Below are 22,320 nucleotides of genomic sequence, written 5' to 3'. Positions count from 1 at the left end.
CGGACCAGGACATGAGCGAGACCCAATACGTCAGCGTCGACGTAGAACCTGATCCTGGCCGCTTTGACGCGGCTCACGCCGCCCGCACGGAGTTCTCATACGACAACGCCCAGCGCACCTGGGGCACGGTGAGGTCGTATGTGTCCGCGACTGTGGAGACGTTCTCGCCGGCTTCGATCTGTTCCCAGATCGCTTCAGTGCTGATCCCCTCGATGTTCGGCCGGCCGAACCGTATATCGGGATTGACGCGGACGGGGGATCTGGGGTTGTCGTCGGGTCGCCACTGCGCGGCCACGTTGTCGACCCACTCCACACGGTCGACGAATGTCTCCGCGGGCGGGGTGAGCATGAGCTGGTCGTCGATGAAGGAGACGAGGCAGTACTCCGGGTTCAACCCGGCCGACACCTGCGCTTGATAGACGAGGCGGCGGCCGGAGACGAAGGGGCGGCGGTCCGCGAGGGGATAAGGAACACCGAAGGTGTCCCGAAGCTCGTCGACGAACTTCCGCAACTCCAGCATGGGCACCTTGCGGTTCCTGTATTCGCGCAGGAAGCCCGCCTCTACGAACTCAGCCCACGTCACTGTCCTGACCCCTCTCGGGGCCTCGCGGATGATGGGCCGGTAGGTCTTGCCCCTGCTCTGGCCGCCTTCGAGCCAGTAGTGCAGCGTGGATTGGTGGACGCCGAGAAGGCGAGCGGCCTCTGCCTCGGAGTACATCTCGCGGTCCAGCACGCTCGTCACGGTTTCCCCCTTCCGCTTGCTGTCACTCTTCAGCCTCCTTCCCCAGGATGGCAGGCGATGCCCGTAGAGTCACCGCCACCTTGCCCGGTGTTTCACCAGACCATCGACCAGATCGCCTGACCGTTTCCACCGATGGCCGTACACGGCCACCCGAGCGAGTGATCGACGGGACGCCCACTGGCGATCAGTCGAACGTCTGTTCTAGCCTGCGGTCATGGGGGAACACGAGCAGGACCAGCGGGTCATCAGCACCCTGCTCACCATCGCCACCCGCACCTGGACGGCGCCGACCGGCCAACACCGTGCGGGCGTGCTGGCGCGCCTCCGCGAAATCGCCGGCGACCGTACGGACCTCTTGGCGCAGGCGGCCGGGATCATGCTGGGCCTGCGCCCAGCCGACGAGGCCGACCCGAACTACACCCGATACGACGGCGGCGCCGAGCTCCTTCTCGAAGTCGCCGACGTGGACCGCGACGACAAGCGCGTGCAGGAGTGGGTGCCGGTCGGCGTCGAGCGGCGGAACCGATGGCGCCGGCCGGAGGCTCCCCGGGGCTGGTAGCCCGTCTCTCGCCATCTCGCGAGACTCCGCGCGGTACGGTGTGCTCAGGTTGATCGGGGCAACGTCGACATGTCCCCGATCGTCCGACGTGCCGAATTACGAAGGCCCTCGCGCCGTCCGGGCATTGGTCAACGCGAGGGCCAGTAACTGGCCCTGGTCTCCGCTCCCTTCAGGAGCGGCGGCCGGGGCCGTTCCCGTATCTCATGACCAGCGACTCCACGAGCAGCCTCACCAGCTGAAGTCGGAGCCGCCAGGCACCGTACGGTCTTGATCGCCGGTGCTTCCCGGCCATCAGCACCACCTTCCGCAGCCGCCCGTACGGGGCGGCCGGTCAGGACGGACCGACCCATGTAGGGCCAGCCGGCCGACCATCCACTCCGGTCGGCCGGATCCGTGCCGACCGAGGGAATGAAGCGGTGATGCGGGGACGACCGTACCGAAGAACCAGGCGAAACCACCGGTCGCCAACACTTCTTCGCAAACGAAGTGTTGGCGACCCGGACAAATCACCCACGAGGCCGCCGCGCATACTGGTGGCCGTGAGCTTCACCTTCTCGCTCGAACTCGTCCAGCTCCAGGTCGACTGGTTCGTCGCTGACCAGGCCCGCACGGCGGCCGCCAAGAGCGGCGACGACGCGGCGTTCAAGGCCGCCGGCCAGCGGTTGCAAGACCTGACCCACAAGCTCGTCAAGGAAACACGGAAGCACGAGACGCCCTACCAAGCGCGGATGGCGCTTCGTGAAGCCGCCCGAAAAGCCATGGCTGGCGCGCAGGCGTTGGAAGCCGACAGCTCGGGCGGATAACCGGGGTAGCTCGATGACCTCGACGAGGGACTCGACATCGACATGGCGGAGCGCGGCGGACACCGTCCTGTAGTAACCGGGGCCGATGCCGGCGTACGCGGCGCCGGGGCCGAGGAGGATGCCTCTCCACGAGACGCGGATCCAGGTCTGCGGGCCATGGCCACGGTTCAGGACGATCACCTCGAGGCGTCGTCCGTACCCGTCGACCATGAGCATGGGGACAGGCTATCTACCTGCGGCGATGTGGATGACTCCGAACCGGGCGGGTTGGTTCACATGCGGTCCGTGTCTGGTCATCCGCCGCCGCTACCGGTTGGTCACCGGTAGAACCGCAGGATCACCCCGCGTCGTTCTCATCGAGGAGTTCGAGTGCTGAAGAGGTTCGCGGTGACGGCCGCGGTCACGCTGGCTCTCGCCGGCGGTGCCGTGGCGGTGACCGGGTCGGTAGGCGCGGCGGCTGAGGCACGCTGCCACGCCCATCGGGTGTCGGGTACCAGCCACTGGACATGCATCACGCCGGGGAGCTACTGCCCGGCTGCGGCGCACAAGCACTACGGGTACGCGTACAAGACCGGGAAGCGGTACCGGTGCACGCGGTACAGCAACGGCCGGTGGCGGTGGAAGCGCGCCTGATCCGATAGCGCGACGCCCCGCCGTCCCTCCACATGAGGGCGCGGGGCGTTCGTGGCGCGTGGGCGATCGGCTGGCTGGCGACTGCTGTGGATCAGGGCATGAACCCCAGAGGCAGCCTCGCGTCGGGCAGCGGGTCGCCGAGCACCCTCAACATCACGCGTGTGCCGGTGAACTGAGCCCGCCCGTGCGCCCAGCGGGAGTTGTCGATGATGTAACCCTCGCCCGGACGGAGGCGGACCGTCTCGGTGTGCTTGGCGATGACCGCCTTGAAGATCGCCAGGATGCTGGCGACCGCCGGGTCGTATTGCACGAGCTCGTCGAAGCGGCAGCGGACGACTACCCGGCCGTCGTTGAGCTGTGCGAAGACGGAGGAGCGAAGGCCGTTGAACACCGCGCTGTTCGGCCGGCAGAGCTCCTTCAGCTCGGAGGGATATTCCGCCGCGAGCGTGCGGTAGACGGCCTGGCCGTCGATCGCCAGGGATTCGCCGCCGGCGCCGGCCTGTTCCTGGCAGGCCAAGATGATGAGGTGAGCAGGGTTGGGCATGGCCGTGCCGTCGGTATGGGGCGGGAGCGCGGCGGTGCTGTAGGCGGTGTATCCGCTGCGCTGGTCGGCGCGGTCGGCGATGACGCTGACGCCGTCGGCGCCGGCGCTGCGGTGGGGGCGGATCGTCACCAGGCGGCGGGCCACGCGCAGAAGGTGGTTGCGATCGCGCAGGCCGGTGAACATGACGAGCCCGCAGGTGGCCAGGAGCTCGATTGCTGTGTCGCGCCAGGTGTCGGCGCGAAGGTCAACGGTCATCAAGGATTCCTTCGGTTGTTGATCGGTGATCGCCGGCGGCTGTGGTGCGCGCCAATGGGGCGTGTTGGGGTGCGGCTATGGGTGAGATCACGGCGGCGGTGGTGACCGCCACCGACAACGCGGCGCACCGCTTCCCGGTCAGCGTGAAAGGCGTGGTCCTCGATCACGACGGCCGGGTGCTGCTGCTACGGAACGAACGCGATGAGTGGGAGCTGCCCGGCGGCAAACTCGAGTTGGGCGAGGACCCGGCCGTGTGCGTGGCGAGAGAGATCGCCGAAGAGGCGTCCTGGCCGGTGACAGTCCAGGCGATCCTGGACAGCTGGGTGTACCACATCACCGAGGGCGTGGACGTCCTGATCGTCACCTACGGGTGCCGGCTGGATACGGACCGGCCGCCCGTGCTCAGCCACGAGCACAAGGAGATCGGCCTGTTCACCGAGGCTGAGGTGCCGGGGCTCCGGATGCCGGAGGGCTACAAGAACAGCATCGCGTCCTGGTACACCGGATGGCACGGGTGACATGCCATCCGGTGCTACACCCAGCCCGTTCGGTACGCCACCCAGGCGGTCGCAGCACGCGCGGCTCGGGCTTGATGCCCGCGTAGGTGCGGAACGCCAGGGGGTGCGGGCTGGCGCGAGACGCGCGCCCAGTAGCCGGCGAACGCCGCCGCATAACTGGTGATGACCTTGGCGTCGGTGCCGTGCCAGGCCGGCACGTCGGCGATCGCCGCCTCGGCCCCCGCAGGCGTGTGGCCGGCGAGGATCAGATGCGGGATGAGGTCGGCGACGTCGAGCCAGGCGGCACCGCGCGCGGGCTGAGCCCAGTCGATCAGGTACACGCCTGCATCGTTGACGAGGAGGTTCGAGGCGTTGACGTCGCCGTGAACGAGTGTGTCGCCGGCGGCCGCCGCGAGCCACCAGGTTTCCAGGTCCGCCAGCGCAGCGAGATGGCGGCGCGGCCACTCCGGCAGATCAGCCGGCGGCGCCTCGGCGAGCTCGCGCCACCCGTGCACGAGCCCGGCAAGGTCAACCTCGGCGGCCGGCGCGTCAGCGGAAGGGCAGGGCGTCAGCACGTCGGCCAGGCCGGCGATCGTCGGGACGACACGCGGAACATCGGCTGAGCCGACGGACAGATCAGCGTGCCGGGCGTCAACGTCGTCCAAGACGAGCACCACCCAGCCGCCGATGTCACCGTCCCAGCGGAGCCGTGGCGCCGGTGCCGTGGGCGGCAGCAGCCGGGTCGTCGCGGCTTCATCGCGGTACTTCCCGGCGAGTGGATGCTCGGCGGGGATGCCCTTGGCGAACACGCGCTGCCCGTCGGCCAGCTGCAGGCGCGCGGCCAGGCCCGGGGTGAAGCCACCGCCTTGGACGTCGGCGGAAGCGATTTCACCGAGCCGGTCGGCGAGGCCTGCGCGGAGCGCAACGGGCAGCTGCTTCCAGGTCGGGCGGATGGCGGTGTTCCCCGGTTCGACGGTTCGCGGCGTCGTCACGCGGCGATCGTAACGGGACAACTTCACCGAGTGCAGCAGGCGACGCTGGTGCTGGGATGTGACGGTGACGTTCTCCAGCGGGACGTCGAGGGCGTCGGCCGCCCGATGCCGGATCGCCGCAGCATATTCGTCGCTGGCCACCTCCAAGAGCTTGATGATGACCTGGCCGTCGGTGTGGCGGACGAGGGCGCAGCGGCGATGCAGCAGCGGCCCGAGGACGTCGAGGGTGTCGCGGGGCCACAGACCACCGATCGGTTCGTCGTCGAGACGGCCCAGCAGCCGCAGGCGGCCCTCGGCGTCGATCGCGCCGACGTCGGTACTGCGCAGCAGACCAGTGGGTTCGGGCTCGTACGGATCGAGCGGGACCCCGATGGCAGGGCTGGCCAAGACGATGCGCGGTTTGTCGGCCACCGGCTCCAGCGTCGTTCGTACGCCGGGCATGCCATGGCCGACGGTCCCCGCTGCGAACATGCCGCCTACCGCGTCGAAGTGGGTCAGCGACGCCGTCTCCGTCAGGCCGTAGCCTTCGCGCAGGTCGATCCCCCGGTCGCGGTACTCCATCACCGCCGTCGTCGACAGCGGCGCGCCGCCGGAATCGACCAGCACGTTGCGCGGCAGCGGTCCCGTCACGTCAGCCTGCTCCAGCACGACGGGGTTGGCGAGTATCACCACGCGGTCCGCCAGGACGGCCAGCTCACGAGCGTCGTGGAGGACCTGGTGCAAAGCGCGGCTCAGGTGCAGGCGGGCACCGAGGCGGGCGGCCAGCAACACACCGGCGACGAAGGTGAAGTTGTAGGCCGCCGGCAGCGCAGTGACGATGATGCTGTCCGGAGTGACCTGGTAGATCTGCTCATACCAGCCGGTGACCACCTCCAGCTGAGCGGTCGTGAAGCCGTAACCGCGGGGTGTTCCGGTGCTGCCGGAGCTGAACATGGCGACGTCCCACCCGGAGCGGGCCCCACGGCCGGCGTACGGGCCGGTGTGAACGCGCTTGTGGTCGATGTGCACGCCGGTCCCGTCGGGCAAGGAGCCCCTCGGTTCGCCCGGCAGCAGGACAACGCGGTGACCGGCGTGCAGTGCGGCTTCGGCGCAGGCGGCGATGCGGGGCTGGTCCGAGCCGGACAGCAGGTAGGTGGCCGGGTGCTCGGCCGAGCAGCTCAGCGGCAGACGAGTTTCCTCGGCGACGTGCCGGGCCGGGTACGGGTCTGCTCCGCTGGTGGAGATCATCCACTCAGGCATGCCACATCTCCTCGATGCCGGTGGCGTGGTCGGCGGTGATGAACTTCGTGATGGCTTGCGCGGCGGCCCGCAGCTGCGCGCTGGGCCGGTCTTCGCTGGTCCGTGGCGGAGGTGGCGGTCCGGGAGCGGCGGCCCGCATCGGCACGCCGATGTCGGGCAGCCGTACGGTCAGCAGGGCGATGCCCGGGGCCGGGACGTCGACCGCGGCGTGCCGGAACGCCTCCTCGGCCGCGGCCTTCGCTGCGGCGTAGATGAGCGTGCCGAATTGCGGCGCGCCGACGACGTCACTGGAGACGAGCACGACCGGCAGGGGGCGGGTCACCGCCGGCTGGGCCCGCACGGACGCGCGCAGGAGCTCGAGGTGGGCGACGCAGTTGACCTGCACGCTGACGGCGAAGGCGGCCACGGTCATCTGGTCGAGGCTGGCCCGGCAGTCCACCCCGGCGATGCAGATGAGCCCGGCGATGGGCGCTTGCGCTGCGAGGCGGCTGGCCGCCTCGACCGTGGCGGCCGGGTCCGCCAGGTCGCAGGCGAGGAAGTCGGCGGCGGGCAGCTGCGGCGGGCGGGCCCGGCCGATTGCGCACAGCCGGCCGGGCCAGGCCGGGACCAGGTGGTCGAGAACGCAGGTGCCGACCGTCCCGGACGCCCCGGTGACGACCAGGACACCGGGGTCAGTCATCGCGGAGGACCACGCGGCCGGTGGCGGCGTTGAAGTGCACGGTGACCAGCCGCAGCGGCAGGTCGAGCAGGCTCAGCAGGCTCCGGACGCGACGCTGCTGGACCTCGTAGTAGTCCTCCAAGATGTTGAGGTGCGCGGTGACCGGGCGGGCGTCGTCGAGGACCTCCTCGACGAGCGCTGTGACATGCCGGTCCGGGTGGCGAGGGTCGGTGACGTCGGCGAACGTGGCGTAGTAGTCCTGCAGCGCGGCGACCTTCGCATCGTGCGGCTCATCGGTGGAAAGCAACTCCGCCGCGTGGGTGTGTACGTCGACGGTCAGGCCGTACCGGTCGCAGAAGTAGCGGTCGAAGCGGGCAGGGGCGGTCCGGTAGGTCAGCAGCGCGGTCTCGAAGAACACGCACCCGGTGATCGGCACGTCACTGTCGACGCCCTCGAACAGCTCGCAGCTGGTGCCGTCGCCGAGCGGTAGGAACAGATTCCCGCCACGCCGCGCGAAGCGGTTCGCGAGCCGGGAGTTGGCCATCCGCTGGTACAGCGCGACGACGATGGAGCGGATGACGGGCGAGGACTCACAGATCAGGTGCATCGGCGCGTCACCGAAGTTCGACCGCAGGAACCGCCGGTAGGTCGCCGGAGTGAGCCGGACCAGCACGTGGTCGTCGTCCATCATCGGCGTGAGCACAGGCCGTCGTGTCTGCCGTTCGTCGAGCAGCCCTAAGACCGCTTCGCCGATCGCCGCGCCGGTCTCCTGGTCGATGTCCAGGTCACGGTCGAGGTGGATATGCCCCGCCTCCATGCTGACCAGCTCCGGGCCGCTGTAGCCGGCGAGCAGCGCGCGGGCCTGCTCCGCGAGAACGCCTGGGCCCGCGGTCTCCTCCAGGGGAGCGGTGAGTTCCGCGGCGACGCCGTCGCTGGACTGATCGGCCACCAGCGCGGAGGCGAACGCCCCGGCCGTGACCCGGTAACCGGACTCGCCGAGCCGGATGAGGTGGGATTCGCCCGCCCGCACCCGAGTGATGGACGGGAGCTGCTCCGCGACATGCCCGATCACCTGATCCGGCGGGCAGCTGGTGGGCTGGTAGGTCCAGGCCGTGGTCGTGATGCCGCCGGCGGCGTCGGCCTGGACGAGGGCGAGCTCAACCCGGATCGGCAACTGCTGCTCGTGGGCGTGGACCCACAGCGCCAGGGCCGCCTCGACCGGTGTCAGGTACTCCAGGAGCGCCGACAGCTCGTAACGGAACTGGCGGCGGAGGCGGCGCCGGTCGCACCGAATCGCCATCCAGTAGTCCGGCGTGGTCGGTGGGATGGCCACGGTGACGTCGCCGACGTCGGTCTCGGCTGCGGCGAGCGGCCGTAGCCAGGGGATCGGCAACAGCTGGCCGCGCTGAGCGAGCCGGGCGCGGGTAACGATGATGAGTTCGGACAAGACCTTGAGGGAGTCGGGCAGGCGGTCGGATCCGCGGAGCCGGCGCAGAGCGTGCTCGGTAGCGCCGGCGTCGAGACCGAGTTGCCCGATGTCGACGATCCGGGAGAAGTGGACGAGCTCCTGCTGAATCTCGCTCGCTTCGCCGGACGCCTCGCCGGTTCCGCGTTCGAGGTAGGCGGCGGTCAGGTCGACGACGTCGACGCCGGGGCCGGCGGCGGCGAGCGCGGCGAGGAACTGCCCGGGGACGTCGGGACCGTGGAGCGAGGCCAGGACGGCTAGGCGCCGTAGAAGCCGGTCGAACGCGGCCGCCAGCGCATCGGCGGCGAGGTTCGCTGTGGTGGCGTGGTCGAGCGAGGAGAACGCCGCGAGCAGGTCACGGCTGGCCGTGGTGTGGTCGCGGTAGGTGCTGGTGAGGATCATCGTCCCTCCTTCGGGGATCTTCCGCCCGCCCGATAGCGGCCGGTAATGACATCGCTGGCGATCTGGTACAGCTGTCGTTTCTGCTCTTCGATGAGGTCACGGTCGGGGTCTTCCACCTGCAGTTCGCCTTGAGGCATCTGCACTGCCAAGAACGGTGGGGCGTTCTCGGGCTCGACGTAGGTGAAGGAGAACCCCCAGACGGCGCTGCCCTTCGGGATGGCCTGCGCTCCCGCGCGTGCCGCCGCTTCATTCAAGGTGAGAAGCTCATCGAGCTTCGTCTGGTCAGCTCCCGCCGCACGCGCCCAGCGGGTGATGACCGAGTTGGTCAGGGTTGCCGTGCCGTTGAGGGCGCGGGACGCCATCGACTGGCTGATGCGGACGCGCTTCGCCATCTCCCGCTGGCTGATTTTGCTGACCGTCAGCAGCGCCTGAAGCTCACGCGCCAGCGCCCGACGGGCCTGCAACTGCCCAGCAGGCACAGGCACGGCCCTGCTCACCCGTCGCTTACGCCAGAAGCCGCCGCCACCGTAGGCCGTCTCAGGAGCGTCACGGCCGCTTCGTGGGCCTGCGCCGCGTCGTAGGCCGCCGCGAACGGCTCGGTACCGGCCCAGTACCACCAGTGCTGGGCGTCGGCCGCGTTGGGTCTGCACGTGACCCCATTCGGCACCCCGGGAACAACCAGCACGGCGTGCCTGGGGCCGAGTGTTTCGATCCGTGTGGTGACGCCCTCGTCTGCCAGGGCACGTTTCAGGTCCTGGAGGTGACGGATCCGCCGGCGGAATGGCGCCGGGTCAGCTACCTGCACGATCGTTGATCCTTTCCGATGCTTGAGTCGCGTCTCGACCTGTGTCCGACAGAGAGACGGGGGGAGGAACGAGGGGGCTGCTGACTAGTCGAAGAGACCTATCTGGCCGGCGGGGACGCCCCCCGGTCTCCGCAGAACTGTCCGAGTCCGAAGGAGGCGGCGCGCGATGGGGTAGGTCGTGTCGAACTTGGCGGCCACCTGCCGGATGCTCCAGCCCTGCTCGTACAGGCGCGCCATGTCGTCGGCCCGTACGTCCTCCTCGGTGACGCCGGCCCGCCCGGCCTGGAAGCATCGGAGGTTCTCGAGGCTGTAGCGGCGGTGCCCGCCGGGCGTTTTGAACGCCGAGTCGATCCGTCCCTCGCGGGCGAATCGGGCGAGAGTGGTCGTGGTGATGCCTAACACGTCGGCCGCCTCTTTGGGCTTGAGCAGGTGCAGGTGGTATCTCAGGGACGTCACGGCGGTGGGGGAGTTCCTAGCGGGAGGGGCGCCGTGGCCCCGGCTGTCGTACGGTCCGAGGCCACGGCGCTGGGTATCCGACGACGGTGTGGCGCGACTACAGGAGTCGTGGTCGGGTCACCGCCAGTACTGGTCCATGCCTTCCTCCTCTCCTGGTCTCTCGTTGTGGCCGCGTCCCCGGCATCCGTCCATGGCTGCGGAGCACCGGGGCCACGGGGCTTCGCGGCCGCCGGGCGGGGGCGTGTCGACGGGGGTTGAGGCGCACCCGCCCGGCGGCCAGGACTGCTCGCGGTCAGCGCCTACCGCGGGCAGCCCCTCCCCCCTCATCCCGCCCGGCACGGGGGTCGCCGGTGCGGGACACCTTCCCCGGGGGGCGGGTCTCGGTCGTGGATGCTCTCGTCAGGATCGCCATCGCCTCCCGGTACTGCTCGGCGGTGGCCGCGCCGCAGGAGCCGCTGTTGGTCACAAGATCACCCGGCGCCTGAGCATGTCGGCCTCTTCGGGCTTCAGCGGCGTCTGCTCGCGGGTGACCACGACGTGGCACGCTTTGCCGTGATCGCCTGGCATCCACCAGTGCAGCGCGGCGACGGAGTCGACGATGGACAGGCCGCGGCCGTTCTCCTCGAGGAGGTCCGCCGGTGCGGGGTCCGGCACGACCGGGTCGGGGTCGACAACGATGAGGTGCACCCACGCGGGGCGGTAGATCACCCGCAGCGCCACCGGCCGCTCGTACCACGCCCATCCCACGCCCCGGTTCACGGCGAACCGCTGCGCGGCCCGCATCGCGTTCGTCACGAGCTCGCTGACGATGAGCTGCACGTCCTCGGCGATGTCATCGACGGAGTGCTCTGCGAGGACTTCAAGCACGTGGTTGCGGGCCGTACGCACGAGTTCGGGATATGGCCCCAGCCGAAGCCACGGTGAATCGCCCAACGGCGTCCATGCGCGATCCGGAGCCATCACCGGATACCCCGACGACGGGGTGATGGTGGAAGGCTTCACGGCCACGGCGATCACGATTCCGCCGCCGCGGCTAGCTTTTCGGCGAGCGCCTGGGCGATACGTGCGGCAGCCTGGTCGATGTCCTCACCCGGACATAGCGGCTCCAGTTCTGGCGTGCGCCCTGGCGGCGTTGACCGCACCAAGTACCAGCGCAGTCCCTCGTCAGTGGCTCGAAGAAGCACGCTCTGCGTTAGGTCTCGGCGGTCCTTTGGATTGTTGGCCTCGACGGGGACAGGATCCGACACCGTCATGACCGTCGACCGGGTCACGACCTTGAGTCCTTGCGCGAGCAGCAGAGCCGCGAGATCGCGCAGTCGCTCGCTCATCAGAGCGACTCTGGCCGCCTCCCTCGCAGCATCGCGCAGCTGGGCTACCACGCTGCCAGCACCTGCAAGCTCCGTACTCATGCAGTGCAGCGAACACGATGCGACGGTCCAACATCAGGCGTGTGAAGCAGGGCGGGTGCGTGAACGGGGGGGCGTGCAGTGCCACGAACCCATAGAACCGGTTGTGTTGGCCATGCCACACTGCGTGTACCGGCAAGGGGCAGGGACCATGGGACGACGGCCCAAGCAACCGAACGACTCCCTCGACGCGCTCATGCGCGAAGCAGGTATGTCGCGCAAGGGGCTGGCCGCGCGCGTCGTCAAGCTCGGTGAACGCCGAGGTCTCGAGCTTCGTTACAACCACTCCTCAGTCGCACGATGGGTACGTGGTGAAACGCCACGTCAGCCAACGCCTGATCTGATCGCCGAGGTACTGAGCAACTCGCTCGCCCGGTCGATCACCGCCGCCGACATCGGCATGAAGGAGAGGAAGAAGAGCGACTCCGGCGCCGCGCTGCGGTTAACGCTCCACCCCGCCGAGAGCGCTCATCGACTCGCCGCTCTCGCCCACGACGACCTGGAACATCGCCGCGCGCTCGTTGAGGCCGGCTTCGATTTGGCCGCGTACTCGTCCGCTGCATTGCGGTGGCTACTGGCGCCCCGCACGGCGCTGCTCGACGCCCAGGGCTCACGGGCGATTGGCATGGCCGACGTCGAAGACATCCGAGAGGCCACACGCGCGTTCCGGGTTCTGGACAACCAGATGGGCGGTGGGCGGATCCAGTCAACGGTGGTGGACTACCTGCGGGGGAACCTCATCCCCCTGCTGCACGACGCCCGCTGCAAGGAAGACGTCCGGCGGGAACTGTTCTCAGCAGCGGCGGAGGTCGCGCAGCTCGCCGGCTGGCAGGCCTACGACCTGGAGCAGCAGGGCGTTGCCCAGCGGTACCTCGTACAGGCGCTGTCCATGGCGCGTCACGCCGGCGACGACGGCCTGGGCGGTGAGATCCTCGCCGCGATGAGCCACCAGGCGATATGGGTGTCCCAGCCAACCCACGCGATCGATCTGGCGCACGCCGCCCAAGAGGCCGCGAACCGCGCTGATCTGCCGGTCCTGAAGACCGAGGGACTGGTGATGGAAGCGCATGCTCACGCCCTCCTCGGCGACGCTGGCGCCTGTTCGCGGGCACTGAGGCGGGCGAGTGTCGCTTTCGAGAAGAACAGCGCGGAGACACCGGCGTGGCTGGGGTACTTCGACGAGGCCTATCTCTCGGCACGCATCGCGCACACGTTCCGCGCGCTCGGCCAGGGCCACACGGCCGTTCAGTACGCCAAGCAATCCCTGATCATGGACAAGCGGTACGTCCGCGGACGGGCGTTCAACGTCGCACTCCTGGCGGCCAGCTACGCGATCCAGGGCGACGTCGAGCAGGCATGCGTGACAGGACGGGAGGCCATCGACCGAGCCGCCCCCCTCATGTCGGCGCGCGTGGTGACCTACATCAGGAACCTGCTCGTCGATCTGTCGGACTACGACGACGTCGCGGAATGCCGAGATCTCAGGGAGTACGCGAAGACCCGTCTGCCCGCTCTGCGACCGCATGCATCACTCCGATGATCGTCGCGGCACCGAGGATTTCGCCACGCGCAATCATCGCCTGCGCCTCCGCGATCGGCACCCACCGTACGATCTCGGCCTCATCAATCTCAGGTTCACCGACGTGCTCGGCGCCGTGGCTGATGTAGATGTCCTGCGGGGCGTCGGCTGATCCCACCATCGGCTGATAGGAGAGCAGGAACTTCGGTTCTCGGGGGCGCCAGCCGGTCTCCTCTTCGGCTTCCCTGGCGGCGGCCGCCGCCGCATCCTCCCCCGGGTCGACGTACCCGCCTGGAACCTCCCAGTCCCACTGATCGACGATGAAGCGGTGCCGCCAGATCAGCAGAATGTTCTCCCCGGCGTCATCGAGCACGACGGCCATGACGCAGCGGCGCATCCGGAAGACGTACTGCTCGAAGGTCACACCGTTCGGGAGCTCGACACTGGCCATCGAGACTCGGACATGCGGGCTGTCATCAAGCAGGCGTTCGCCGTGGATGGTCCAGCGGGAGCGCTCGGGCAAGGCGTCATCGGTCACGTGGCGACGGTACCCGCGCGGTTCTGAAAGTGGGGGTGGGTGGGGGAATGCGGCGTCTCGACGAGGTTATGGACGTCGAGCTGTTTCACTCCGTGGTCGCTGGGCGCCTCAGACCGAAGATGCCCCGCCGGCCGAGGACTGGCGAGGCGCCCGAGCGATGACAGCGTGCGCGACCTTGCCGGACCGGCGCACTTCGAAACGGAACAGTGCGCACAGCGGGATGACGATCTCTGCGAGGCCCCGGCCTGACTCGCTCAGCTGATCGGGGTCAGGGGGCGGTGCGGGCACGGTGGAATCAGGGTCCTCAACGAGCACGTGCGTCCACCGATCATGCACAGCGACGCCCAGGCGAAGGGTCTTCCCGCCGGCTGCGTGACGCACCGCGTTGGTGACCAGTTCTGAGACGACGAGGATCACGTCGTCGACGTGCTGCGCATCGGTAGCCGCGACGTCGACGAGGAGCGCCGCTGCGACCTTCCGGGCCGCGCTGACCGACGTAGAGGCAATCGGCAGCCGATGCCAGGTGGGACTTCGGTGCCGGCCGACGAGATGGCCGCGTCGTATCGCCTTGGCCTCCAGGGAACGGGACAGGCGAACGCGCGGCGCGACCATGGTTATCTCCTCGGTCCGAGGGCCGCGGCGGTGACCAGCCGCCGCGGCCGCTCGGCGTGGACGGCGACGCAGGCTGGACCCCGGAGACCCGGTTCGGGACCCACGCCGCCGCCGTCTGTGGGCAGCGCGCATGTGCGCTGATGGAGGAAGGAGCTCATAGGAGCACCCCAGAGCACATGGGAGCACCTAAGTGATCTTGAGAGTTCTACGGTGTGCGGGTGCCAGAGGAAGAGGAGTGGCAGGGGCATCCCGCGATCAACTACCAGGGGCGCCGACCGCTGTACCTTCAGGTCGCCGACCTGATCGACGAGCGCGTGCGGCGAGGTGAGCTGGCCGTCGATAGCAAACTGCCGTCGGAGCGGGATCTGCGAGACCTGTACCGCGTGGCGTACTCGACGATCCGACGTGCGATGGAAGAGCTTCGGGAACGCGGCACGGTCGAGACCGTGCACGGACGGGGGACCTACGTGGTGAAGACTCCGCCGCCTAAGGAGTAACCGCCTCGGCTCGACCGCGGCGAGAGCGGTACGGACGCACGTGTCGGCGAACAGCAGACTGGCGTACGTCTCGGGCTCTAAGCCAGCGGTCACTGCGGCGAGTGCCATACTCATCACTCCCAGGTGGGGACTTAAGCCACCATGCATCTTCGGGAACCGAATTTCAATACCTGAACTTTCGGATGCCATATTCCTCCTTGAATGTCCGGTATGCGAGAAAGCCGGTTGCTCTACGATCGCCCCCAGCGACGACGAGGAGGAGGAAATCAGTGGCTGCTTCGCGCGATCCCAGTCCCACGCTGAGACGGCGGCGCCTGACCAGCCGCCTCCGCGACCTGCGCGCCGCGAGCGGCATGTCCGCAGCCGAAGTCGCCAGCCGCCTCGGCTGGGACAAGAACAAGCCGCTCTACCTGGAGTCCGGCCAAGCCAAGCGCCCGGACCCGCACGACATGGAACGCCTCGCCGAGCTGTACGGCGTGAGCGACGAACAACGTCAAGAACTGGTCGAGCTGGCGAAGGCCGCGCGGCAGAAGGGCTGGTGGCATCCGTACAGCACGATGCTGTCCAGGACCTTCACCACACTGATCGGCCTGGAGGCAGAGGCCGATGAGGTCTGCGGGTTCGAGCCGTCCGCCGTTCCCGGCCTGCTCCAGACCGAGGCGTACGCCGGCGCGCTGATCGCCGCCGGCGGCCCATCGAACATGCCGGCCGAAGACGTCGCCGCCAGGGTCGAAGTTCGCCGTGAGCGTCAGCGCATCCTTCACCGCCCGGACGCCCCGGCGCGGCTGTCGGTCATCGTCGACGAGGCCGCCGTCCACCGGATCGTCGGCGGCCCGGAGGTGATGCGCGCGCAGATGGAGCACCTCATCGAGCTCATGGAGCTGCCGAATATCACCATCGGTGTCCTGCCGTTTCGCGCGGGCGCGCACCCGGGCGTCGCTGGCTCCTTCATGATCTTGCAGTTCGCGGACGCTGCCGACGCGCCGGCCGTCTACGTCGAGACCATCGCGGGTGAGTTGTTCATCGAGGATGAAACCGACGTCGCCGTCTACTCCAACGCGTTTGAGACCCTCAGGGGCAAAGCATTGAACAGGCTGGATACGATCGCCGTAATCACCGCAGCAGCGGCAACTATGTGATCCGTCCCAAGATTAAGGTCTGTTCTCAATGGCCAAAATTGACAAGCCTCTGACCTGGAGAAAGAGTAGCAGGACCAATCAGCAGGGCAACTGTGTAGAGGTCGCACTGGTCCCGCCAACTGGCAAGTGACTGCAGAGAAGATAGGGGCACCGAAGGTGCTCGGTGCCCCTATCTGTTCCCGAGAGGGAATTTCATACCAGTTTAATGAGAAATGCCGTTCACTGTTGGACAATCGACACTTTTCGTCGCATGTTGCACGCTCGCCCACAGCCACCGCTTGTCACGCGTATGCACGCGCAGGACGCTAGATCCGTGGATCGTCGACCAGCTTGAAGTCCCGGTAGGACTGGCCGTCCCGTATCGCCGTGAAGCGGCGTCCTGGCAACTCGTTCTCGGGGAGACCCGCCTCTTGCGCGATCGTGGCCATCGGAATCCGCAGCGGGTTCTCGGCCGTGTGCTCGGGTGTGATGAGCTCGGCCTGGTCGCCGACCGTCAGCAGCACCTGCAGCTCGACTCTCGTTGTCATCCTCGATCCTTCCGTTGATAGTTCTACAGTCGTTCGACCGACCAGCCTGTGTGGCTGGCGCGGGATTCAGCTCGTGTGCGGGTTCCGGGCCAGGACCCCCACGATGGCCGCGAGGGCATCGCCGGTGGTGTTGAGGCCATCGTGTACCGGGTCGACCAGGTCCGCGTCCGGAAGTCGGCCGTCCAGATCGACGCCGCGCAGGACCTCCGCCAGCCGGGCGCGCGTGTCCTGGGCCACGGCGAGTAGCGCCGTCAGGTGTGACCGGCGCATGTCGATCGTCTCGGCGAGAAGGTCCTCGCAGCGTTCCTCGGTTTCGGCCAGGAACGTCGTCATCGCGGTGATGAGCGCCGCCGCGTTCGGCGCCTCGTCGGCGAGGCGTTCGGCGATGTCGGCCAGGTCGTCGGGCTCGAGGTTGATGTCGGACAACGCGCCCATGCGGGTCTCCTTCAGTCAGTCGGCTTGTCGTTGGGGAGCTGCCAGCCGCCGCCGGCGACGGGCTGGACACGGCCGGCCTTGACCAGTTCGGCCATGCGCCGGTACAGCGTGGGTCGGCTGACGCCCACGGCCTCGGCGAGCGGCCGCCACTCCAGCGGGCCGCCGTCGGCCGCTTCAAGGGCGGTGACGAGCTGGTCGAGGATGGGCGGTTCCTCTGGCTCCTCCGGGGCGGCCGGGGTGACTCCGGGCGCCACGGTGCTCGGGGCGCCGTCAGCGACGGTCACGGCGTCCTCGTGGCCCTCGGCGTTCTGCTTGCGTAGGGAGGCCAGCAGCTCGGGGAGGGCGTCGGGACTCACCAGGACGTCGCGGGCCTTCGATCCCTCGCTCGGCCCCACGATGGTCCGGCTCTCCAGCAGGTCCATCAGGCGGCACGCCTGCGCGTACCCGACGCGCAACTTCCGCTGCAGCATCGACGTCGACCCGAACTGCATCGAGACCACCAGATCAGCCGCACGGAGAAGGAGCTCGAGGTCTTCCCCGACGTCCTCGGCGGTGGGTTTGGCTTCGGCCGGTGCCGAAGACTCTTCGTCGAGGGGAGGGGACGCCTGGCGCTTGCAGTGCCGGACGATGGCCTCGATCTCCTTGTCGGAGACGTAGGCGTTCTGCAGGCGCAGTGTGCTGCTCGCGCCGATCGGCCAGTACAGGGCGTCGCCCTGGCCCAGGAGCTTTTCGGCGCCGCCCTGGTCGAGGATCACGCGGCTGTCCGCCAGGGATGACGTGGCGAACGCCAGCCGGGACGGCACGTTCGCCTTGATCAGGCCGGTGACGACGTCCACGCTGGGGCGCTGTGTGGCGAGCACCAGGTGGATGCCGGCGGCGCGGGCCAGCTGCGTGATGCGGACGATGGAGGTCTCCACCTGGTCTTTGGCGGTGAGCATCAGGTCGGCGAGCTCGTCGACGATGGTGAGCAGATAGGGCATCGGCGCGAGCGGCTGCCCGTCGACCACGACCTTGCCCGCGGCCGCGGCGGCGTTGAACTCGTCGATGTTGCGGAAGCCGGCCGCGGCGAGCACGTCGTACCGGCGGTCCATCTCCCCGGTGACCCACTCCAGCGTCTCGGCGGCCTTCCGCGGGTTCGTGATGGTGGGGAACAGCAGGTGCGGGATGCCGGCGTACGCCGTGAGCTCGACGCGCTTGGGGTCGATGAGGATCAGCCGGACCTGCTCGGGTGTGGCCCGCATGAGGATGGAGCAGATCAGCCCGTTGATGCAGGTGGACTTCCCGGCGCCGGTCGCGCCGCCGACGAGGAGGTGCGGCATTTTCGCCAGGTTCGCGACCACGATGTGGCCTTCGACGTCCTTGCCTAGGCCGGCCAGGAGCGGGTGCGTCTGGCTGGTCGCTGCTGTCGAGCGCAGTACGTCACCGAGCCGTACGAGGTCCTTGGCGTCGTTGGGGATCTCGACGCCGATCACGGCCTTGCCGGGCACCGGGGCGAGGATCCGTACGTCGCGCGCTTTGACGGCGAGGGTGAAGTTCCGCGCGAGGCCGGTGATCTTCTCGACCTTCACGCCGGGCCCGGGCCGGATCTCGTAGCGGGTCACGGTGGGCCCGCGGGTATGCCCGATGACCTTGGCGTTGATCTTGAACTCGGCGAGCACCCGGGTGATCGCCGCGGTGATCCGCTCGGCCTCGCGGCTACCGCCGGCCGCCGGCCGCGCGGCTTCCAGCAGGCCGTCGGGCGGCATGGTGTAGGCCGGCCGGACAGGCTCGGGCTCCGGCGGGCCTGGAAGGTCGGTAGGGGCACTGTCCGGCGGCGTCTCGGAGGCTGGCGTCGTCTCGGCCGGCTCGTCAACGGCCGCCTCATCGCCCTCAGAAGCCTCACCAACATGCCAGGCGTACAGCAGCAACCCAAGGCACGCGAGGACGAGAGCGAGGGGCTGAGCGCGCACGAACATCAGCCCGAACCAGACGGCCACCGCAACGGCGAGACGCCTGCCCCACCGCATCCGGCCGCGGGTCTCGGCGATCTGCGCCTCGCTCGGCGCGGCCGGGGCGGCGCGGGAGCTCTCGCCCGTCTGCTCCTCGTGCAGAGCCTCGGCGATGCGCTTCATGATCTCCGCGTCGCTGACCGACCGCGTGCTCACCCAGTCCCCGAGCCGGCCGCGGAGCATCAGCAGGCCGGCGCGGACCCGCGCGCGCTGAGCGGCCGCCCACGCGGGCGCCTGGTCGGACAGCGTCGCTGGCGCTTCGGCGGGCTCGGTGGTCGCGGCTTCCAGGTCCTCGGCCGCGGCCTCCGCCGAGTCGTCAGACCCACGCAGCCGCGCGTACACGGCCCTGGCGTGGTCGCGGACCTTGTCGAGCCGTGTGGCCTGATACCGGGACGGCAGCTCGTCCTCATCGGCGGTCATGCCGGTCTCCTTCGTCGGAATCCAAGATCTGGGTGAGCCGTGCGATGTGGGTGTCGAGCGTGCGGGCGAGTGCGTCTGCCCACGGCGCGACCTGGTCGGCCGGGAGCTCCCGGAGCAGGGCGCGCCACTGGTCCCAGGCGACGCGTGCGCGGTCGCTGGGGGTGGTCGCTTGGGCCCTCTTCTGGGCGAAGAAACTGGCCTGGTTCGCGATGCGCCGGCGGGCCATCGCGCCGAGGGACAGGCGTGGCACTCGGGTCTCCGTGGTGGGTGTCTCACAGGGCTCGCGCGCGCGCATACGCGCGCGCCTTGGGGCCTGTCAACTGGGTGAGAGAGGGGTGAGACGGGGGCGGTGAGACACCGCCCCCGCCCGTGGGCTACTTGTGGCCGCCACCGCTGGTGGTGACCGTGCTGAACATCGTCGCGACGCCGCTGCCGATCGAGTCGGCGGTCTGCTTGGCCATCACGCCGACCATCGACCCCGACAGCAGCGCGCCCATCGTGAAGGCCAAGGCCAGGTGCATCGGCTTGGCCTTCTTCTTGTCGAGGGCCCGCCAGAGCACGAAGCCGATCAACAGCACGATGATCAGGCCGGTGCTGCCGGCGGCCACCGTCGTGGCCGTGCTCGCGGGCAGCTGCTCGGGCGTCGCCGCGGCGGCGACCGCCGGGGACCCGGCCGAGCTGGTCGGGTCGAGCGCCAGGACGATCCCCGGCTGGGGTGGAGCGTTGCCGGTCTCGGCAATGCTCGTGTCCATCGTGATCTCCATCTCGTTCGCGTGTGTGTCGTGAGGCGGCCAGTCCAGGTCGTCCGGTCGGGCCTGGGCGGTTCCTGGGCTGGTCGTCGATGGCTTGTCGGCATCACCTCCTCTCGCCGTGGTGGGGCGGTGGTCGTACGGCCCGGTACCGCGCAGGGGACCGAGGGGACCGGTGCCGCCGAGGGCCGGTCGGTGCCGGTCCTCGGCCGGGCTGGGGCCGGGTCACGGCTGGGCCCCAGCGGGAATCTGGGCGTCCGCCCGTCGACCGTTCGGACCGGCTGGGGGGGGACTGGTCCGGACGGGGTTCTTCTCGGTCCCGCTGGGTGCGCCTGAGGAGTCCTGGGTTCCGACCGCCTGGTCGACGCCGGACTCGTGGGCGGTCCGGAGCACGGCGGCGATCGCGTTGGCGCGACCCTTCGCGCCGCCGATCCGAGCGACGAGGCGGCTGCCGCTGATGTACCCGCCGACCTGCTCGAAGTGGTCGCGGGCGATGCCGATTGACTGAGCGAGAACGGTGCTGTCAACCCCGTGCGGGACCAGCTCGGTCCGCCGGTCCCAGATCTGGTCCCACGGGGACCGCTCCGGCTCGTCGCCGGACCGGTTCGGGTCCGCCTCGGTCCGGTCCGGCTTGAGCAGGTCGCCGTGGCGGCGCGGGTCGAGCTCGTCGAGGGTCTCGCGGACCCACCCACGGACCTCAGTGCCCCAGTCCGGACTGAAGAACAACTCCGAGGGCAACTGCCCGGTGTCGAGGAAGTGCGCGAGGATGATCGGCACGTGCCGGCGGGTCCGGCGCCAGACCCGCTGGCCGTACTCGGCGACCAGCACGGCGCGGGCGAGCAGGATGGCGGACTCCAGGCGGAGCGCCTCGCTGTAGGAAACGACCTCCCAGCGGATCATCCGGACCCGGAGCCGCACCGTCCGGATCGGGGAGACCAGGTACCGGATCAGCCGGACGCGGTCCATCGTCTTGGCCGTCTCGGGCCGGTTGAGGCGCCGTACGGCCTCGTACCAGGTGATCGCGAGCGCGGGCATGACGCCGTGTAGACCGCGCGAGACCCAGGAGTGGTCCGGCGTGACCGCGGCGTTCGCGATGACAGTGCCGGCCGACAGCGCCCAGGCCACGGCGCGGAGGAAGCGGCTCGGGCGCAGGGAGTCCAGGAGCAGCAAGGCGGGGATCCCCGCGTCCAGGCCGACCGGGAGACCCCACCCAGGGCTGAAGTCGTGCCGCTCGCCGAACTCTCTCAGGTTGCGGAAGCTCATGTAGTCGCCCACGCCCGCGACCGTGAGGCCGCCGGCGAACGCGAAGAAGTAGCGGATCCCGTACTGGATCCGCTGCCAGTTGATACGGCGCTTGGCGGGCTGGGGCGTGGTCACGAGCGAGGGCTCCTTGGTCGGGAAGGAGACCCGCCCCTCAACCGTGGTGAGGGGCGGGCCGGAGATCGAGCTACGAGCTGAACCGGCGGGCGTCGACGCAGCCCTTGAAGACGGCCCCGGCCTTGAACGTCGGAACCGACCTGGCGGGGATCTGGATGGTGTCGCCGGTGGCCGGGTTACGGCCCGCGCGGGCGGGGCGGTTGGCCCTCTCGAACGTGCCGAAGCCGGTGAGGGTGACCTTCTCGCCCTGGGCGACGGTCTCCTGGATGGTGTCGAGGATCGCCTCAACGGCGTCGCCGGCGACCGCCTTGCTGGGCAGCCGGTCGGCGATGGCCTCGACGAGTTCGCGCTTGTTCATGGGTTTCCTGTTCTTGTGTGGGTGGGCGGGCCGCCCTCAGCCATGGGGAGTGGCGGCCCGGGGTTAGTGGGGTGCGGAGCGCCCGGCGGGCTCCGGCCTCGGGGCCTGCTCACGATTTCTCTGCTGCTAGCGGAGGGCCAGCACGATCCCGATGATCAAAGCGATCGGGCAGCCGATGATGCCGATCATGCAGAGGAAGTCGTTCCAGGGATCGCGCCGCATCAGTGCCCCCGCGGCGGCCGTACGCGGCGCCAGGCGACGGCCAGCGCGAGCAGGACGACGGCGGAGAAGCCGACCACGATGAGGGCCGTCTCGAAGGCCTTGGCGGCGGGGTGGATCAGCCACGGCGCGGCGATGCACACACCGACGTCGATGAGGACGATGAGGATGGCGGCGCGCGCGAGGGGTGCTCCGGGGCTCGGCTGACGCCTACGATCGTGGGCCATGGGCCCACCTACCTTTCGCGAGGTGTTCCAAGTGGGTTCCTAGGCCCTCGCCTGGTGCGCCAACACCGGGCGGGGGCCGCCGCTTTTCGCGGGTCTCAGGGGGCTCGGCGACACCTCCCTACCTGCGGCAACGAGGGGGCTGGGTACACCAGCGCGTACACCAGCGCGGCTCGTGTCATTACGTGTCGTTGGGTGTCATTAGGTGTCACTCGGAGGGCCGCGACACCTGGTGACACGCAATGACACGTGTGCCCAGAGC

Annotated in this window: 27 protein-coding genes; 8 read left to right on the top strand and 19 right to left on the bottom strand. The window is 69.2% G+C overall.

Annotated elements, in window-relative coordinates; all coding sequences use genetic code 11:
- Window positions 1-73: 73 nt before the first annotated feature.
- Window positions 74-742, bottom strand: coding sequence for a DUF433 domain-containing protein (locus ACQEV1_RS52520; protein ID WP_433405793.1), 669 nt, complete (start codon window positions 740-742; stop codon window positions 74-76).
- A gap of 214 nt (window positions 743-956) precedes the next feature.
- Here ACQEV1_RS52520 and ACQEV1_RS52515 point away from each other — a divergent pair, with 214 nt between their 5' ends.
- The 3 genes from ACQEV1_RS52515 (at window position 957) to ACQEV1_RS52505 (ending at window position 2,737) form a co-directional block, all read left to right on the top strand.
- A complete protein-coding gene (locus ACQEV1_RS52515) occupies window positions 957-1,301 on the top strand; it encodes a hypothetical protein (protein ID WP_433405791.1) in 345 nt (114 codons plus the stop codon).
- 539 nt (window positions 1,302-1,840) lie between these two features.
- Complete coding sequence (locus tag ACQEV1_RS52510; protein ID WP_433405789.1) at window positions 1,841-2,104, top strand: hypothetical protein; 264 nt, start codon at window positions 1,841-1,843, stop codon at window positions 2,102-2,104.
- Window positions 2,105-2,473: 369 nt separating this feature from the next.
- Window positions 2,474-2,737 (top strand): hypothetical protein, encoded by a 264-nt coding sequence (locus ACQEV1_RS52505; RefSeq protein WP_433405787.1) that lies wholly within the window; start codon window positions 2,474-2,476, stop codon window positions 2,735-2,737.
- 91 nt (window positions 2,738-2,828) lie between these two features.
- On the opposite strand, the gene ACQEV1_RS52500 is transcribed toward ACQEV1_RS52505, so the two are convergent.
- Window positions 2,829-3,536, bottom strand: coding sequence for a TauD/TfdA family dioxygenase (locus tag ACQEV1_RS52500; protein ID WP_433405785.1), 708 nt, complete (start codon window positions 3,534-3,536; stop codon window positions 2,829-2,831).
- 77 nt (window positions 3,537-3,613) lie between these two features.
- On the opposite strand from ACQEV1_RS52500, the gene ACQEV1_RS52495 reads away from it, so the two are divergent.
- Window positions 3,614-4,054 (top strand): NUDIX hydrolase, encoded by a 441-nt coding sequence (locus ACQEV1_RS52495; protein WP_433405783.1) that lies wholly within the window; start codon window positions 3,614-3,616, stop codon window positions 4,052-4,054.
- 14 nt (window positions 4,055-4,068) lie between these two features.
- Here ACQEV1_RS52495 and ACQEV1_RS52490 read toward each other — a convergent pair whose 3' ends face one another.
- The 7 genes from ACQEV1_RS52490 to ACQEV1_RS52460 all read right to left on the bottom strand — a co-directional run bounded on the left by ACQEV1_RS52490 (window position 4,069) and on the right by ACQEV1_RS52460 (window position 11,378).
- Window positions 4,069-5,958, bottom strand: a complete 1,890-nt coding sequence (locus ACQEV1_RS52490; RefSeq protein ID WP_433405781.1) for an AMP-binding protein — start codon at window positions 5,956-5,958, stop codon at window positions 4,069-4,071.
- A gap of 298 nt (window positions 5,959-6,256) precedes the next feature.
- Window positions 6,257-6,943, bottom strand: a complete 687-nt coding sequence (locus ACQEV1_RS52485) for an SDR family NAD(P)-dependent oxidoreductase (protein ID WP_433405779.1) — start codon at window positions 6,941-6,943, stop codon at window positions 6,257-6,259.
- On the bottom strand, window positions 6,936-8,789 hold the full coding sequence (locus ACQEV1_RS52480) for a hypothetical protein (RefSeq protein WP_433405777.1): 1,854 nt from the start codon (window positions 8,787-8,789) through the stop codon (window positions 6,936-6,938). The genes ACQEV1_RS52485 and ACQEV1_RS52480 overlap by 8 nt, the downstream gene beginning before the upstream one ends.
- Complete coding sequence (locus ACQEV1_RS52475) at window positions 8,786-9,274, bottom strand: helix-turn-helix domain-containing protein (RefSeq protein ID WP_433405775.1); 489 nt, start codon at window positions 9,272-9,274, stop codon at window positions 8,786-8,788. Before ACQEV1_RS52475 ends, ACQEV1_RS52480 begins: the two co-directional genes overlap by 4 nt.
- Before the next feature lie 404 nt (window positions 9,275-9,678).
- Window positions 9,679-10,050 (bottom strand): helix-turn-helix domain-containing protein, encoded by a 372-nt coding sequence (locus ACQEV1_RS52470; protein ID WP_433405773.1) that lies wholly within the window; start codon window positions 10,048-10,050, stop codon window positions 9,679-9,681.
- Between the two features lie 462 nt (window positions 10,051-10,512).
- On the bottom strand, window positions 10,513-10,938 hold the full coding sequence (locus ACQEV1_RS52465) for an ATP-binding protein (protein ID WP_433405771.1): 426 nt from the start codon (window positions 10,936-10,938) through the stop codon (window positions 10,513-10,515).
- 125 nt (window positions 10,939-11,063) lie between these two features.
- Window positions 11,064-11,378: a hypothetical protein gene (locus ACQEV1_RS52460; protein WP_433405769.1), complete on the bottom strand. Its 315-nt coding sequence runs from the start codon at window positions 11,376-11,378 to the stop codon at window positions 11,064-11,066.
- Between the two features lie 229 nt (window positions 11,379-11,607).
- Here ACQEV1_RS52460 and ACQEV1_RS52455 point away from each other — a divergent pair, with 229 nt between their 5' ends.
- Window positions 11,608-12,996 carry a hypothetical protein gene (locus tag ACQEV1_RS52455; protein ID WP_433405767.1) on the top strand — a complete coding sequence of 463 codons (1,389 nt, stop codon included), beginning with the start codon at window positions 11,608-11,610 and terminating at the stop codon, window positions 12,994-12,996.
- On the opposite strand, the gene ACQEV1_RS52450 is transcribed toward ACQEV1_RS52455, so the two are convergent.
- Window positions 12,938-13,513 (bottom strand): NUDIX domain-containing protein, encoded by a 576-nt coding sequence (locus tag ACQEV1_RS52450; RefSeq protein WP_433405765.1) that lies wholly within the window; start codon window positions 13,511-13,513, stop codon window positions 12,938-12,940. The two genes, ACQEV1_RS52455 and ACQEV1_RS52450, sit on opposite strands and share 59 nt — an antisense overlap.
- A gap of 108 nt (window positions 13,514-13,621) precedes the next feature.
- Window positions 13,622-14,125, bottom strand: a complete 504-nt coding sequence (locus ACQEV1_RS52445; RefSeq protein ID WP_433405763.1) for an ATP-binding protein — start codon at window positions 14,123-14,125, stop codon at window positions 13,622-13,624.
- Between the two features lie 218 nt (window positions 14,126-14,343).
- Here ACQEV1_RS52445 and ACQEV1_RS52440 point away from each other — a divergent pair, with 218 nt between their 5' ends.
- From ACQEV1_RS52440 to ACQEV1_RS52430, 3 genes are all read left to right on the top strand, one after another.
- Entirely contained in the window at window positions 14,344-14,622 is a 279-nt protein-coding gene (locus tag ACQEV1_RS52440; RefSeq protein WP_433405761.1) for a GntR family transcriptional regulator, read from the top strand.
- A gap of 269 nt (window positions 14,623-14,891) precedes the next feature.
- Window positions 14,892-15,761: a helix-turn-helix domain-containing protein gene (locus ACQEV1_RS52435; protein ID WP_433405759.1), complete on the top strand. Its 870-nt coding sequence runs from the start codon at window positions 14,892-14,894 to the stop codon at window positions 15,759-15,761.
- Between the two features lie 28 nt (window positions 15,762-15,789).
- The gene (locus ACQEV1_RS52430) at window positions 15,790-15,891 is read left to right on the top strand and encodes a DUF397 domain-containing protein (protein ID WP_433405757.1); all 102 of its coding nucleotides are present in this window, start codon (window positions 15,790-15,792) and stop codon (window positions 15,889-15,891) included.
- A 175-nt stretch (window positions 15,892-16,066) separates the two neighbouring features.
- On the opposite strand, the gene ACQEV1_RS52425 is transcribed toward ACQEV1_RS52430, so the two are convergent.
- The 8 genes from ACQEV1_RS52425 to ACQEV1_RS52390 all read right to left on the bottom strand — a co-directional run bounded on the left by ACQEV1_RS52425 (window position 16,067) and on the right by ACQEV1_RS52390 (window position 22,061).
- Window positions 16,067-16,288 (bottom strand): hypothetical protein, encoded by a 222-nt coding sequence (locus ACQEV1_RS52425; RefSeq protein WP_433405755.1) that lies wholly within the window; start codon window positions 16,286-16,288, stop codon window positions 16,067-16,069.
- Window positions 16,289-16,354: 66 nt separating this feature from the next.
- The gene (locus ACQEV1_RS52420) at window positions 16,355-16,723 is read right to left on the bottom strand and encodes a hypothetical protein (RefSeq protein ID WP_433405753.1); all 369 of its coding nucleotides are present in this window, start codon (window positions 16,721-16,723) and stop codon (window positions 16,355-16,357) included.
- 11 nt (window positions 16,724-16,734) lie between these two features.
- Window positions 16,735-19,131 carry a DNA translocase FtsK gene (locus ACQEV1_RS52415; protein ID WP_433405751.1) on the bottom strand — a complete coding sequence of 799 codons (2,397 nt, stop codon included), beginning with the start codon at window positions 19,129-19,131 and terminating at the stop codon, window positions 16,735-16,737.
- Window positions 19,118-19,381 carry a hypothetical protein gene (locus ACQEV1_RS52410; protein WP_433405749.1) on the bottom strand — a complete coding sequence of 88 codons (264 nt, stop codon included), beginning with the start codon at window positions 19,379-19,381 and terminating at the stop codon, window positions 19,118-19,120. The genes ACQEV1_RS52415 and ACQEV1_RS52410 overlap by 14 nt, the downstream gene beginning before the upstream one ends.
- 124 nt (window positions 19,382-19,505) lie before the next feature.
- The gene (locus ACQEV1_RS52405) at window positions 19,506-19,883 is read right to left on the bottom strand and encodes a hypothetical protein (RefSeq protein WP_433405747.1); all 378 of its coding nucleotides are present in this window, start codon (window positions 19,881-19,883) and stop codon (window positions 19,506-19,508) included.
- Window positions 19,884-20,105: 222 nt separating this feature from the next.
- Window positions 20,106-21,257: a DUF2637 domain-containing protein gene (locus tag ACQEV1_RS52400; RefSeq protein WP_433405745.1), complete on the bottom strand. Its 1,152-nt coding sequence runs from the start codon at window positions 21,255-21,257 to the stop codon at window positions 20,106-20,108.
- 70 nt (window positions 21,258-21,327) lie between these two features.
- Window positions 21,328-21,615, bottom strand: a complete 288-nt coding sequence (locus ACQEV1_RS52395) for an HU family DNA-binding protein (protein WP_433405743.1) — start codon at window positions 21,613-21,615, stop codon at window positions 21,328-21,330.
- Window positions 21,616-21,836: 221 nt separating this feature from the next.
- Window positions 21,837-22,061 carry a hypothetical protein gene (locus ACQEV1_RS52390; protein ID WP_433405741.1) on the bottom strand — a complete coding sequence of 75 codons (225 nt, stop codon included), beginning with the start codon at window positions 22,059-22,061 and terminating at the stop codon, window positions 21,837-21,839.
- Between the last annotated feature and the right edge of the window lie 259 nt (window positions 22,062-22,320).

The organism is Actinoallomurus sp. CA-142502 (assembly GCF_050936355.1).
In the GTDB taxonomy this organism is placed as follows: Bacteria; Actinomycetota; Actinomycetes; order Streptosporangiales; family Streptosporangiaceae; genus Actinoallomurus; species Actinoallomurus iriomotensis.
The sequence above is the reverse complement of the archived record's forward strand: the minus strand, read 5'-3'. Positions and strand labels throughout refer to the sequence as shown.

Coding starts and splice junctions, on each gene's coding strand:
- ACQEV1_RS52515 (WP_433405791.1), top strand. CDS start 957: ATGGGGGAACACGAGCAGGACCAGCGGGTCATCAGCACCCTGCTCACC.
- ACQEV1_RS52500 (WP_433405785.1), bottom strand. CDS start 3,536: ATGACCGTTGACCTTCGCGCCGACACCTGGCGCGACACAGCAATCGAG.
- ACQEV1_RS52495 (WP_433405783.1), top strand. CDS start 3,614: ATGGGTGAGATCACGGCGGCGGTGGTGACCGCCACCGACAACGCGGCG.
- ACQEV1_RS52490 (WP_433405781.1), bottom strand. CDS start 5,958: ATGTTCAGCTCCGGCAGCACCGGAACACCCCGCGGTTACGGCTTCACG.
- ACQEV1_RS52485 (WP_433405779.1), bottom strand. CDS start 6,943: ATGACTGACCCCGGTGTCCTGGTCGTCACCGGGGCGTCCGGGACGGTC.
- ACQEV1_RS52480 (WP_433405777.1), bottom strand. CDS start 8,789: ATGATCCTCACCAGCACCTACCGCGACCACACCACGGCCAGCCGTGAC.
- ACQEV1_RS52460 (WP_433405769.1), bottom strand. CDS start 11,378: ATGAGCGAGCGACTGCGCGATCTCGCGGCTCTGCTGCTCGCGCAAGGA.
- ACQEV1_RS52455 (WP_433405767.1), top strand. CDS start 11,608: ATGGGACGACGGCCCAAGCAACCGAACGACTCCCTCGACGCGCTCATG.
- ACQEV1_RS52445 (WP_433405763.1), bottom strand. CDS start 14,125: ATGGTCGCGCCGCGCGTTCGCCTGTCCCGTTCCCTGGAGGCCAAGGCG.
- ACQEV1_RS52430 (WP_433405757.1), top strand. CDS start 15,790: ATGGCCAAAATTGACAAGCCTCTGACCTGGAGAAAGAGTAGCAGGACC.
- ACQEV1_RS52425 (WP_433405755.1), bottom strand. CDS start 16,288: ATGACAACGAGAGTCGAGCTGCAGGTGCTGCTGACGGTCGGCGACCAG.
- ACQEV1_RS52420 (WP_433405753.1), bottom strand. CDS start 16,723: ATGGGCGCGTTGTCCGACATCAACCTCGAGCCCGACGACCTGGCCGAC.
- ACQEV1_RS52415 (WP_433405751.1), bottom strand. CDS start 19,131: ATGACCGCCGATGAGGACGAGCTGCCGTCCCGGTATCAGGCCACACGG.
- ACQEV1_RS52405 (WP_433405747.1), bottom strand. CDS start 19,883: ATGGACACGAGCATTGCCGAGACCGGCAACGCTCCACCCCAGCCGGGG.
- ACQEV1_RS52395 (WP_433405743.1), bottom strand. CDS start 21,615: ATGAACAAGCGCGAACTCGTCGAGGCCATCGCCGACCGGCTGCCCAGC.
- ACQEV1_RS52390 (WP_433405741.1), bottom strand. CDS start 22,061: ATGGCCCACGATCGTAGGCGTCAGCCGAGCCCCGGAGCACCCCTCGCG.